11 protein-coding genes are annotated in these 12,630 nt (G+C 68.6%); 7 read left to right on the forward strand and 4 right to left on the reverse strand.

Annotation, left to right across the window (positions count from 1 at the left end; genetic code table 11):
* Positions 1–284 precede the first annotated feature (284 nt).
* The 3 genes from N5D30_RS10935 to N5D30_RS10945 are packed head-to-tail and all read right to left on the reverse strand — an operon-like array spanning position 285 to position 2,273.
* Positions 285–1,409 carry a mechanosensitive ion channel domain-containing protein gene (locus tag N5D30_RS10935; protein ID WP_279909028.1) on the reverse strand — a complete coding sequence of 375 codons (1,125 nt, stop codon included), beginning with the start codon at positions 1,407–1,409 and terminating at the stop codon, positions 285–287.
* Positions 1,402–1,749 carry a hypothetical protein gene (locus N5D30_RS10940; RefSeq protein ID WP_279902553.1) on the reverse strand — a complete coding sequence of 116 codons (348 nt, stop codon included), beginning with the start codon at positions 1,747–1,749 and terminating at the stop codon, positions 1,402–1,404. Before N5D30_RS10940 ends, N5D30_RS10935 begins: the two co-directional genes overlap by 8 nt.
* Positions 1,746–2,273, reverse strand: a complete 528-nt coding sequence (locus N5D30_RS10945) for a DUF4142 domain-containing protein (RefSeq protein WP_279909029.1) — start codon at positions 2,271–2,273, stop codon at positions 1,746–1,748. The genes N5D30_RS10940 and N5D30_RS10945 overlap by 4 nt, the downstream gene beginning before the upstream one ends.
* Before the next feature lie 167 nt (positions 2,274–2,440).
* Here N5D30_RS10945 and N5D30_RS10950 point away from each other — a divergent pair, with 167 nt between their 5' ends.
* Positions 2,441–2,911, forward strand: a complete 471-nt coding sequence (locus N5D30_RS10950) for a hemerythrin domain-containing protein (protein ID WP_220814247.1) — start codon at positions 2,441–2,443, stop codon at positions 2,909–2,911.
* A 63-nt stretch (positions 2,912–2,974) separates the two neighbouring features.
* Here N5D30_RS10950 and N5D30_RS10955 read toward each other — a convergent pair whose 3' ends face one another.
* Positions 2,975–4,105: a carboxylate-amine ligase gene (locus N5D30_RS10955; RefSeq protein WP_279909030.1), complete on the reverse strand. Its 1,131-nt coding sequence runs from the start codon at positions 4,103–4,105 to the stop codon at positions 2,975–2,977.
* A 102-nt stretch (positions 4,106–4,207) separates the two neighbouring features.
* On the opposite strand from N5D30_RS10955, the gene N5D30_RS10960 reads away from it, so the two are divergent.
* From N5D30_RS10960 to N5D30_RS10985, 6 genes are all read left to right on the forward strand, one after another.
* Positions 4,208–5,569 carry an iron-containing redox enzyme family protein gene (locus N5D30_RS10960; protein ID WP_279909031.1) on the forward strand — a complete coding sequence of 454 codons (1,362 nt, stop codon included), beginning with the start codon at positions 4,208–4,210 and terminating at the stop codon, positions 5,567–5,569.
* A complete protein-coding gene (locus N5D30_RS10965; protein WP_279909032.1) occupies positions 5,569–6,513 on the forward strand; it encodes a class I SAM-dependent methyltransferase in 945 nt (314 codons plus the stop codon). The genes N5D30_RS10960 and N5D30_RS10965 overlap by 1 nt, the downstream gene beginning before the upstream one ends.
* 65 nt (positions 6,514–6,578) lie before the next feature.
* A complete protein-coding gene (gene galU, locus N5D30_RS10970; RefSeq protein WP_220814243.1) occupies positions 6,579–7,493 on the forward strand; it encodes a UTP--glucose-1-phosphate uridylyltransferase GalU in 915 nt (304 codons plus the stop codon).
* 145 nt (positions 7,494–7,638) lie between these two features.
* Entirely contained in the window at positions 7,639–8,391 is a 753-nt protein-coding gene (gene dnaQ, locus N5D30_RS10975; protein WP_279909033.1) for a DNA polymerase III subunit epsilon, read from the forward strand.
* Between the two features lie 549 nt (positions 8,392–8,940).
* The gene (locus tag N5D30_RS10980; protein ID WP_279909034.1) at positions 8,941–11,181 is read left to right on the forward strand and encodes an Orn/Lys/Arg decarboxylase N-terminal domain-containing protein; all 2,241 of its coding nucleotides are present in this window, start codon (positions 8,941–8,943) and stop codon (positions 11,179–11,181) included.
* 49 nt (positions 11,182–11,230) lie between these two features.
* Positions 11,231–12,568, forward strand: a complete 1,338-nt coding sequence (locus N5D30_RS10985) for an amino acid permease (RefSeq protein WP_279909035.1) — start codon at positions 11,231–11,233, stop codon at positions 12,566–12,568.
* Positions 12,569–12,630: the final 62 nt, after the last annotated feature.

The following is a 12,630-nucleotide window of genomic DNA, read 5'->3' on the forward strand; positions in this document are numbered from 1 at the left end:
ATGGCTCCCATCCCGGATTGCATCCGGGCTACCGAAATGCGCGGAAGCGCCTGAAAGAACCCAACAGACAACTCGGAGCCGGGGTGGCCTTCTCTTTGGTTACTTTCTCTTAGCCCGGGCGGCGATCCGCAAACAAGAGCAACGAAGCGAAGCGGAGTAACAGCCGCAGGCTGGCCCGAAGGGCGAGCGTAGCGAGTCAAGTGACTCGCCCGGGAGGGCGAAACCCGAGGCTTCAGCTTTAACTACGATCAATCGGCCAATGAAACCAAGACTTTCATAAGCTTCTAAACCGGCGGTTGCCGCTCCGCCTCCACCACCTGCCCCGGTGCAGGGTTCTCCATCCGATCCTCCCCCGACCCACTCCCCACCGAAGCCCTGACCTGCGGCAGGCACCCCGGATAGTGGGCGCAGAGGAAATTCACCAGGTTCTCCCGCACATAGCAGCGCAGGTCCCAGTTGCGCGACGAGTCCGCCGAGCTCACCAGCACCCTTAGCTGCACCGCCTTGTCGGTGGCGTCCACCAGCTGCAGCACGCTGACCCGGCCGTCCCATAGGTGCCGCGCCTCCTCGCACAGGCGCGTCAGCTCCTGGCGCAGCGGTTCCAGCGGAGTGGAATAGTCGACCCAGAGGATCACCGCGCCGGTCAGCGACGAGGTGCTGCGGGTCCAGTTCTGGAACGGGTTCTCGATGAACCACTGCAGCGGCACCACCAGCCGGCGGTCGTCCCACACCCGCACCACCACGTAGCTGCCGGTGATCTCCTCGATGCGCCCCCACTCGTTCTCGACGATCACCACGTCGTCCAGGCGGATCGGCTGGGTGAGGGCGATCTGCAGGCCCGCGATCAGGTTGCCCAGCACCGGCTTGGCGGCGAAGCCCACGGCCAGGCCGGCCAGCCCGGCGGAAGCCAGCAGGCTGGTGCCGAACTGGCGCGCGGCGGGGAAGGTCATGAGCATGGTGGAAACGCCGAAGATCACCACGAACACGCCGAGCGTGCGCACCAGCACCCGGGTCTGGGTCTGGATGCGCCGGGCGTGCAGGTTGTCGGCGATGTCCACCGGGTGGCGGGCGACGATGATCCGCTGGATCGCGTCGGTCGCCCGCAGGCCGAGCCAGGTGAAGGCGGCGATCATCGCCAGCAGCACCAGTCGCCGCGTGCCCTCGATCATCAGCAGGTCGTCCGGCGCCGAGCCGAGCACCACCTGCACGCCGGATAGCGGCAGCAGCAGGCGCGCTGGGGCGCGGGCGCGCTGCAGCAGCACGCGGGCGACCGGCAGCGGGCGGGCCAGGCGTTCCAGCAGGCCGAGCAGCCAGCCGCAGGCCAGCATCAGCACCAGGGCGACCAGCAGCGCGACGGCGAGGGTGCGCAGTTCCGGCCAGGGCAGCAGGGCGAGCCAGTCGTCAGCCATGCAGGGTCGGCGCGCGCTGGCGGTCCATAAGGCGGGCGAAGGCGCGATGGGCCGGCAGGAACAGGGCGCCGACGGTCAGCCACAGGGTCAGGTGCGGCAGCAGCTGCCAGACGTCCAGCTCCACCTCCAGTAGCACCCACAGCCCGGCGATCAGCGAGATCAGCGCGTACAGCGCCAGCGCCTCGACGCGCCGCAACAGCAGCAACGCGCCGACCGGCAGCAGGAGCAGGTGGCCGAAGAACTCGCTCAGCGGCGCGCCGAGGCGGATGTCGCCGGCGGCCAGCACCAGGCCGCCGAGCAGCAGGCCGGCGCCGAGCAGGCGCAGCAGCAGGATCATCATTTGTCAGGCAGCTGTGCGTTGATCTGCTCGGCCATCTTCAGGTGCGATTCGAGCCTGGGCAGCATCTCTTTGGCGAAGGCCGCCACTTCGGCGTCCTCGGCGTTGCTGGCCTTCTCGAACAGCTCGATGGTCTGCTGGTGGGCCGCCACCTGGTTGTTCATGTAGGCCTTGTCGAACGAGCCTTCGCCGCGCAGCTGGAGGATCAGCGCCTTGGCCTGGGCGATCAGCTCGGCGTCGCTGGCCACCTCGAGGTCCTTCTGCTGGGCCAGGGCGCGCAGCTTGTCGTTGGCGGCGGTGTGGTCCTCGACCATGGTCTGGGCGAATTCGCGGACATCGTCGGTGGTGCCCTTTTCCAGGGCGAGCCGGCCGGTCTCGATCTCGGCGATGCCCTTGGCCGAGGCTTCCTCGACGAAGTTGCGCGGGCTGACCTGGCCCTGTTCGGCGCTGCCCTCGGCGTGCAGGTTGGCGCTGACCAGCACGGTGGCGGCGAGCAGCCCCAGGGAGAGGCGTTTCAGACTGTGCATGGCGGGTCCTCCAGTCAGGTTACGAGGTTGTAGAAGCCCCGCGCGGCGGTGAAGTTCAGCTAAATCGCCCGGGCACCGATCGCTCGAACTTCGAGGCGCAGCGGGGAGTCGACCTTTATGTCCGCACACCGTGACGCGGACGCAGTCCCCCTAGCCTGGAGAAAACGATGAACGCCGTAGAGCTGCTCAAACAGGACCACCAGGTGGTCAAGCAACTGCTGGAGAAACTGGTCGCCACCACCGAACGCGCGGTGAAGACCCGCCAGGACCTGGTGCACAGGCTGCACATGGAGCTGGCGGTGCACACCGACCTCGAAGAACAGATCTTCTACCCGGCCTATCAGGCGGCCGGCGCCCGGGACGAGGCGGTGATGACCGCCGAGGCGACCGAGGAGCACCGCGCCGTGGATGCCCGCGTGCTGCCCGAGCTGATGAAGACCGATCCGTCCACCACCACCTTCGCCGGCCGCGCCAAGGTGCTCAAGGAGCTGCTGGAGCACCACATCGAGGAAGAGGAAAAGGACATGTTCCCCAAGGCCAGGAAGCTGCTCGGGGCGAAGAAGCTGGAGGAGCTGGGCGAGCAGATGGAGGCGCGCAAGCGCAGCCTCAAGCAATCCCTGGGCCGCGAGGCGGCCTGATCTCGACGCGCGTAGGGTGCGCCGTGCGCACCGCAACGTTCCCCACGGTGCGCGCGGCGCACCCTACGGCGTGTCACAGGCTGCAGAAGTTTCCTTCAACACCTGGTCGACCACGCCGGCCAGCGCCTGCCGCGGGTCGAGGCCGGCGCCGATGGCCTGTTCGTAGTGCGCCAGCTGGCGCTCGCCGCTGCTGCCGTCGCGCAGGATGCGCCGGGCCTGCTCGAATGCCGCTTCGTCCCGCCACGGGCCGATCCGCTCGCCCAGCCGTTCCAGCCAGTCGCCCGCCGCCCATTCCTCGCCGTCCGTGTCGAGGAAGCGTGCCGCACAGCCCAGGCGCCGGGCGCGCCAGTAGTTCTCTTCCAGCCATATTCGCCCAGCGCCATCGGCCGGCGTGTCGTCCGTCTCGCTGGCCCAGGCCACCAGGCCGCGGAACAGCCCGGCGATGCATAGCACGTCGTCCACCCGGGGGCAGGCGTCAGCGATGCGCAGTTCGAGGGTGGGGAAGCGCGCCGAGGGGCGGATGAACCACCACAGGTCGCCGGCTTTGCGGATCGCGCCGCAAGCCGTCAGCCGCTCGACATAGCCGACCAGCGCGGCAGCGTCGGCCAGCGGCTCGGGGATGCACATGCGCGGCCATTCCCCGCACAGGGTGCGGCGGTAGCTGAGCAGGCCGGTTCGCCGGCCCTCCCAGAACGGCGACGAGGCGCTCAGGGCCAGCAGCAGCGGCAGCCACGGCAGCACCCGGTTCATCACCTGCACCCGGTCGATTTCTGGCGCCACGCCGACGTGCACGTGCAGCCCCGACACCAGGCTGCGCCGGGCCACGTCGCGGTAGTCGTCGAACAGCCGGCGATAGTGCGGCGAGTCGGTGGCCAACTGCCGGCGCCAGTCGGCGAAGGGGTGGGAGGCCGCGCCATAGGGCGCCAGGCCGAAGCCCGCGGCCAGCTCGGCCAGGCGCCGGCGGCCCAGCAGCAGGCAGTCGCGCGCCGCGTCAGCGTCGTGCAGCACCGGTGTCACCAGTTCGATCTGGCTGCGGAACATCTCCTCGGCCAGGCATGGGCCGAACGCCTGGCGCAGGGCCTCGATCAGCTCGCGCGGGGGCTCGGCGCAGACGTCGCGGCTGGTCCGGTCGACGAGGAGGAATTCTTCCTCGATGCCGAAGCCGGGGGCGCAAGGGGGCAGGGTGGCTCGCATTCCCAAGGGACGGGCGGCCGCGAGGGCAAGTTCAATCCGCCTGAATCTTTGCCGCGCCGCGAAATCCGAGAGCTTAACCAGACCACGATCCGGGAACAGGCCATGAGCACAGCGTCAACGCCTTGCAGTCAGCTGAGCGCGGTGGATTGCCATCCGCTGCGCGATCTCTACCAGGCGCTGCTGCACACGCCCGCCGAGCCCGCCACTCTGGCCCGCGCGGCGGACTTCCTGGACACCCAGCTGGCTCACGCGGAGCAACTGCCCTGCGACCTGCCGGACGACCCGCAGCGCCTGCTCGACTGGGTGCGGACCGGCGCCAAGCGCACCACCGAGGCCTACGCCGAGTACCTGCGCGACCGCCGCGACGGCGCGCCGCGGCGCTACTTCGGCGGCCGCGCTCACGCCCTGTACTTCCTCCGCGCCGTGGCGCCGACCAAGCTGGTCGACGGCGCCTGGCTCTACGGCGTGCTACCCCACTGGCACGAGCTGCGCCTGCAGCCGCTGGTGCAGACCTACGTGGAAGAACTCGGCGGCGGCCAGGCGGCGCAGAACCATGTGCTGCTCTACCGCCGGCTGCTGGCCGAGCACGGCTGCGACGACCTCGCCGGCCTGGGCGACGCGCATTATGTGCAGGGCGCCCAGCAGCTCGCCCTGGGCCACCTGGCGGAGCGCTACCTGCCCGAGCTGATCGGCTACAACCTGGGCTACGAGCAGTTGCCGCTGCACCTGCTGATCACTACCTACGAACTCGGCGAGCTGGGCATCGACCCCTATTACTTCCAGCTCCACGTGACCATCGACAACGCCGGCAGCGGCCATGCCCAACGCGCGGTGCAGGCGCTGTGGGACAACCTGCCGGTGGTCGGCGACCGCGCCCGCTTCCTGCGTCGGGTCGGCCTCGGCTACCGCCTCAACGACCTCGGCCTGGGCAGCACGGCGGCCATCGCCGAATTCGACCTGCAGCGCGAGCTGCTGGCGATGCTCGAACGCAAGCGCCAGGTCGCCGGGCGGGTGCACTCGGACCATTGCCGCATCGACGGGCGCACGGTCAACCAGTGGCTCGGCGCGCCGGGGCGCATGGGCGACTTCCTCGCCGCCCTGCAGGCGCGCGGCTGGATTCGTCGCCACCAGGACCCGCGCGACAGCCACTTCTGGCAGCTGATCGACGGCGAGAAGGCGGCCATGTTCGGCGTGTTCAGCCCCTACGAGCGGGCGCTGCTGCACGATTGGATCGCCGGCGACTGGCTGGCGGAGCAGGGCGCCGCCGTGCCCCGGCGCCAGCCCGCCGAGGCGGCGTCGGCGCAAGGTGACTTCGCCAGCGAGGCGCGGGCGTTGCTGGCCGAGCTGGAGGGCCTGTCCGCCGGGCAGCGCACGCACCGCCTGATCGCGCTGATGGCGCCGGCGCTGCACCATACCCCGGCGGGGCTGCTGGCCACCCGCCTGTTCGCCGCGAGCCATCGCTGATGGGCCGGCTCAACCGCCACCTGCTGCGCCTCGGCCAGGCGCTGCACGCCCGCGCCTACCGCTTCACCACGGTCACCCCGCTGACCCACCAGCGGGTCAACGCCCGCCCGGAGAACGCCTGGGCCACCGACCTGGCCGGCGTGTTCGGCTGGAGCCAGCCGTTTTGCCGGGAAACGGTCGGCGAGGAGCTGTTCGCCCTGATGGACAGCGCCAACGTGCTGCTCGAAGTGCCCGGCGGCTGGGCCAGCGCGGTGCGCTGGTCCAGCCTTGGCGACGAACTCTACGTGCACACGCGCTACCCGACCCTGGCGCAGGACGCGGTGTTCTTCGGCCCGGACACCTACCGCTTCGCCCAGGCCATCGACCAGCAACTGCGCCGCCAGCCGGCGGGCAGCCTGCGCCGCGCCGCCGACATCGGTTGCGGCGCCGGCCCGGGCGCGCTGCTGATGGCCCACGCCAACCCGGCCGCGGAGGTGTTCGGCCTGGACATCAACCCGCTGGCGCTGGAGTACACCGAGGTCAACGCCCGGCTGGCCGGCGTCGGCAACCTGCGCGCGCTGCGCAGCGACCTGCTGGATGGCGTCTCCGGCCAGTTCGACCTGATCGTCAGCAACCCGCCGTACATGCTCGACCCCCAGGAGCGCGCCTACCGCCACGGCGGCGGCGAGCTGGGCGCGGAGTTGGCGCTGCGCATCATCGAGGCCGCGCTGCCGCGCCTGGCTCCCGGCGGCAGCCTGCTGCTGTACACCGGGGTCGCCATGGTCGGCGGCCGCGACCCGCTGCTGGAGTACTGCAAGGCCTGCCTGGCCGGCCAGGACTTCGTCTGGAGCTACCGCGAGATGGACCCGGACGTGTTCGGCGAGCAGTTGCTGGAGCCCGGCTACGACGCGGTCGAGCGCATCGCCGCGGTGGTCCTTAGTGTCACCCGCCCGCCGGCGAAATAGCTTGAACCGGGCCGCCGCGGGGCGAGTCAGCTGTTCATGCTGACACGTCAATCGGTGATACCAAGATGATCAAGAAATGTCTGTTTCCCGCCGCGGGCTACGGCACCCGTTTTCTCCCGGCCACCAAGTCGATGCCCAAGGAAATGCTGCCGGTGGTGGACACCCCGCTGATCCAGTACGCGGTCGAGGAGGCGTACGAGGCCGGCCTCCACCAGATCGCCATGGTCACCGGGCGCGGCAAGCGTTCGCTGGAGGATCACTTCGACATCAGCTACGAGCTGGAGCGCGAGATCAGCAACACCGACAAGGAGAGCGCCCTGCGCGGCATCCGCCGGCTGATCGACAAGTGCACCTTCTCCTACACCCGCCAGATCGAGATGAAGGGCCTCGGCCACGCCATCCTCACCGGCCGCCCGCTGATCGGCGACGAGGCCTTCGCCGTGGTGCTGGCCGACGACCTGTGCCTGAACCCCGGCGGCGACGGCGTGCTGACCCAGATGGCCAGGCTGTACAACCAGTTCCGCTGCTCCATCGTCGCCATCCAGGAGGTGCCGCCGGAGGAGACCCACAAGTACGGCATCATCGCCGGCGAGGCGATCCGCGACGACATCTTCCGGGTCGACCGCATGGTGGAGAAACCCAGGCCCGAGGACGCGCCGTCTAACCTGGCGATCATTGGCCGCTACATCCTCACCCCGGACATCTTCAAACTCATCGAGCAGACCGAGCCGGGCAAGGGCGGCGAGATCCAGATCACCGACGCGCTGATGAAGCAGGCCCGGCAGGGCTGCGTGCTGGCCTACAAGTTCAAGGGCAAGCGCTTCGACTGCGGCGCCGCCGAGGGCTACGTCGAGGCCACCAACTTCTGCTTCGAGCACCTGTACAAGCCCGAGCAGGAGCGCCGCCGCCTGAGCAAGCTGGCGACGGCGCAGCCGGCCAAGGTCGAGGCGCCGGCGGAAAGCGCCGCCTCGGTCGCCTGACCATCCCGTGCCGCGGGGGCCTTCGTGCCTCTGCGGCAGACTCTCCGTCGAGCGACCGGCAAAACCACTCGCCATCCGCGTCCATCGAGGTTCTAATTGTGCCCGGCATTCACAGGCACTTTTCTTGATGGGGTTCTGCGGTTCTATGAGTGGACAATTCTCCGGTACTCGTCTGGTCGTGCTGGATACCGAAACCACCGGCATGCCGGTGACCGACGGTCACCGCATCATCGAAATCGGTTGCGTCGAACTGGATGGCCGCCGCCTGACCGGCCGCCACTTCCACGTCTACCTCAACCCGGACCGGGAGATCGACGAAGGCGCGATCGCGGTCCACGGCATCACCAACGAATTCGTCGCCGACAAGCCGCGTTTCAAGGACGTGGCCGACGAGTTCTTCGAGTTCATCAACGGCGCCCAGCTGATCATCCACAACGCGGCGTTCGACATCGGCTTCATCAACAACGAATTCGCCCTGCTGGGCCAGAGCGAGCGCAGCGAGGTCAACGACTACTGCTCGGTGCTCGACACCCTGCTGATGGCCCGCGAGCGCCACCCGGGTCAGCGCAACAACCTCGACGCCCTGTGCAAGCGCTACGGTGTGGACAACTCCGGCCGCGACCTGCACGGCGCACTGCTCGATGCCGAGATCCTGGCCGACGTCTACCTGACCATGACCGGTGGCCAGACCCACCTGTCGCTGGCCGGCGAGGGCGGCGACGGCTCCGGCCGCATACTGCCCAGCCCGATCCGCCGGCTCGACCCGAACCGCGCGCCGATCCGCGTGCTGCGCGCCACCGAGGAAGAACTGGCGGCCCACGCGGTGCGCCTGGCGATCATCGAGAAGGCCGCCGGCGGCCCGCCGCTGTGGGTCAAGATGGAAGAAGCGCAGTCATAAGCGACAAGCTGCAAGCCGCAAGCAAACGGCTAAGTCCCGTTGGATTATGTCCCCGTTGGATGTGGCGGTGCCCCGAGCCCTTCTGGGTCCCCGCCTGCGCGGGGATGACGGTTTCGGAAAAACTCCCCCCTACCTCGTCATTCCCGCGCATGCGGGAATCCAAGGGCAGGCAGCTGCAGCGTTCAGTCAGGGGCTTGACCACGTAGCGCGTAGGGTGGGTTAGCCGCTGGCCGGCGTAACCCACCAGTGGTGCCACGGTGCGAGCCATGGTCTGTGGCCTGACCCACCTACAGGTTTGCAGGCAGGCCGCTTCCGCAGAGCAGCTGTAGCCGCAACACGCAACAGAGACATAGCCAAGCAAAAACACTGAAAAGTCTGGCGCACCTCGGCTCGCATACTGATCAGCTTGCAGCTTGCAGCTTGCAGCTTGCAGCTGCCGTATTGCGACCTTTTCTTATAGCCTTCCGCACAGGGGGTTCCGCCGCCCACGGCGAACTTCTACCCTGAGGTGATCAGGCGCCGCAGAGCGCCTACCCTCAGGAACCTCCAATGTACAAAGACCTGAACTTCCCCATCCTCATCGTCCACCGCGACATCAAGGCCGACACCGTCGCCGGCGAGCGTGTCCGGGCCATTGCCGAAGAACTGGGCAAGGACGGCTTCACCATCCTCTCCACCGCCAGCTCCGCCGAGGGCCGCATCGTCGCCTCGACCCACCACGGCCTGGCCTGCATCCTGGTGGCCGCCGAGGGGGCGGGGGAGAACCAGCGCCTGCTGCAGGACATGGTTGAGCTGATCCGCATCGCCCGGGTGCGCGCGCCGCAGCTGCCGATCTTCGCCCTCGGCGAGCAGGTGACCATCGAGAACGCGCCGGCCGACGCCATGGCCGACCTCAACCACCTGCGCGGCATTCTCTACCTCTACGAGGACACCGTGTCGTTCCTCGCCCGCCAGGTGGCGCGCGCCGCACACAACTACCTGGACGGCCTGCTGCCGCCGTTCTTCAAGGCGCTGGTACAGCACACCGCGCAATCCAACTATTCCTGGCACACGCCTGGCCACGGTGGCGGCGTGGCCTACCGCAAGAGCCCGGTGGGGCAGGCCTTCCACCAGTTCTTCGGCGAGAACACCCTGCGCTCGGACCTGTCGGTGTCGGTGCCCGAGCTGGGCTCGCTGCTCGACCACACCGGCCCCTTGGCCGAGGCCGAGGCACGCGCGGCGCGCAACTTCGGCGCCGACCACACCTTCTTCGTGATCAACGGCACCTCGACGGCGAACAAGATCGTCTGGCACTCCATGGTCGGCCGCGACGACCTGGTACTGGTCGACCGCAACTGCCACAAGTCGATCCTCCACTCGATCATCATGACCGGCGCCATCCCGTTGTACCTGTGCCCCGAGCGCAACGAGCTGGGCATCATCGGGCCGATTCCGCTCTCCGAGTTCAGCCGCGAATCGATCCAGGCCAAGATCGACGCCAGTCCGCTGGCCAAGGGGCGTGCACCCAAGGTCAAACTGGCGGTGGTCACCAACTCCACCTACGACGGTCTCTGCTACAACGCCGAGATGGTCAAGCAGGCCCTGGGCGACTCGGTGGAAGTGCTGCACTTCGACGAGGCCTGGTACGCCTACGCCGCCTTCCACGAGTTCTACGCCGGGCGCTATGGCATGGGCACCCACAGCGACGAGAACTCGCCGCTGGTGTTCACCACCCATTCCACCCACAAGCTGCTGGCCGCCTTCAGCCAGGCCTCGATGATCCACGTGCAGGACGGAGGCGTGCGCCAGCTGGACCGTGACCGCTTCAACGAAGCCTTCATGATGCACATCTCCACCTCGCCGCAGTACGGCATCATCGCCTCGCTGGACGTGGCCTCGGCGATGATGGAAGGGCCGGCCGGGCGTTCGCTGATCCAGGAGACCTTCGACGAGGCGCTGAGCTTCCGCCGTGCCCTGGCCAACCTGCGCCAGAACCTGGCGGCGGACGACTGGTGGTTCAGCATCTGGCAGCCGGAGCAGGCCGATGGCGCCGACGCTGTCGCCACCGGCGACTGGCTGCTGGCGCCCGCGGCCGACTGGCACGGCTTCGGCGACGTGGCCGAGGACTATGTGCTGCTCGACCCGATCAAGGTGACCCTGGTGATGCCGGGCCTGAGCGCCGACGGCAGGCTGGCCGAGGCCGGCATTCCCGCGGCGGTGGTCAGCAAGTTCCTCTGGGAGCGCGGCCTGGTGGTGGAGAAGACCGGCCTGTATTCCTTCCTGGTGCTGTTCTCCATGGGCATCACCAAGGGCAAGTGGAGCACCCTGCTCACCGAACTGCTGGAATTCAAGCGCCTGTACGACGCCAATGTGCCGCTGGCCGACGCGCTGCCGTCGATCGCCCGCGAGGGCGGCGCGCGCTACGCCGGCATGGGCCTGCGCGACCTGTGCGACGAGCTGCATGCCTGCTACCGAGAGAACGCCACGGCCAAGGCGCTCAAGCGCATGTACACCGTGCTGCCGGAGGTGGCGATCAAGCCGGCCGACGCCTACGACCAGCTGGTGCGCGGCGGGGTCGAGGCGGTGCCCATCGAGCAGCTCGAAGGGCGTATCGCCGCGGTGATGCTGGTACCGTACCCGCCGGGCATCCCGCTGATCATGCCGGGCGAGCGCTTCACCGCCGAGACCCGCTCGATCATCGACTACCTGCAGTTCGCCCGCACCTTCGACAGCCAGTTCCCCGGCTTCGACGCCGACGTCCACGGCCTGCAGCGCGAGGATGCGTGCTATACCGTGGATTGCATCAAATAGTCCCTGCGCCGCCATACAGGCACGGGCTGGCTTCGATCCGGGGGAGAGCATGGCGCAGCAGAAGGGCGGGCGGGGCGAAATGGGGTTCTGGACCTGTACCGCCCTGGTGGTCGGCAACATGGTCGGTTCCGGCGTCTTCCTCCTGCCGTCGGCCCTGGCGCCCTACGGCGGGCTGAGCCTGGTCGGCTGGCTGGTGTCGAGCACCGGCGCCGTGCTGCTGGCCCTGACCTTCTCCCGCCTGGCGCGGCTCAACCCGGCGGCAGGCGGCCCCTATGCCTACACCCGCGACGCCTTCGGCGGCTTCGCCGGCTACCTGTGCGCCTGGACCTACTGGAAGGCCGCCTGGATCGGCAACGCGGCCATCGCCGTGACCCTGGTCGGCTACCTGCAGGTGTTCCTGCCGGTGCTGCGCGCGCCGCTGCCGATGGTGGCGACGGCGATCGGCGCGATCTGGTTGTGCACCCTGATCAACCTGCGCGGCATCACCGCCTTCGGCTACGTGCAGAACGTGCTGACCCTGCTCAAGCTGGTGCCGCTGGTGCTGGTCGGCGTGCTCGGCTGGTTCCACTTCCATCCCGAGCATCTGGCCATCCCCGAGCCGGCGGCGCTGCCGGGCGGCGGCTACGTGCAGGCTATCGCCACCACGGCGGCGCTCACCCTGTGGTCGTTCATCGGTCTGGAGTCGGCCACCGTGCCGGCCGAGCACGTGCGCGACCCGCGCCGCACCATCCCGCGCGCTACCCTGTGCGGCACTCTGGTGGCCGCTGGCGTGTACATCCTCTCGATCACCGCGGTGCAGGGCGTGCTGCCGCCGGAGGTGCTGGCCCGCTCCACCGCGCCGTTCGCCGACGCGGCGCGGGTGATGCTGGGCGACTGGGGCTACTACTTCATCGCCGGCGGCGCGGTGATCGCCTGCCTCGGCGCGCTCAACGGCTGGGTGCTGCTGCAGGGGCAGATTCCCATGGCCACCGCCCGCGACGGCCTACTGCCCGAGGCGCTGGCCAGGACCAACCGCTATGGCGTGCCGGCCAACGGCCTGCTGGTGTCCGGGGTGCTGGTGACCCTGCTGGTACTGGTGGACGGGCAGGGCGATCTGGTCGAGGTGTTCAACGTGATCATCCTGCTCGGCACCATGGCCGGCGTGGTGCCCTACGTGTTCTGTGCGGCGGCGCTGATGCACCTGCTGGCGATGCAGCCGGGGGACTTCGGCGAGCGCGAGCGCGGGCGGCTGCTGTGGATCGGCTGCTGCACCTTCATCTACTCGATGTGGGCGCTCTACGGCACCGGCGAGCAGGCGATCTTCTGGGGTTTCCTGGTATTGATGGTCGGCATTCCCCTCTATACCTGGCGCCAATGGCGCAACCGGGTGGAAGGCCAACGGCTCTGAAATCGCCCGGAATTTCGTCGATCGGAGCGAGTGTCGGAAGTGGCAAGCTCCAAAAATATCAA

The organism is Pseudomonas sp. GD03875, assembly GCF_029840585.1.
Classification (GTDB): domain Bacteria; phylum Pseudomonadota; class Gammaproteobacteria; order Pseudomonadales; family Pseudomonadaceae; genus Aquipseudomonas; species Aquipseudomonas paralcaligenes.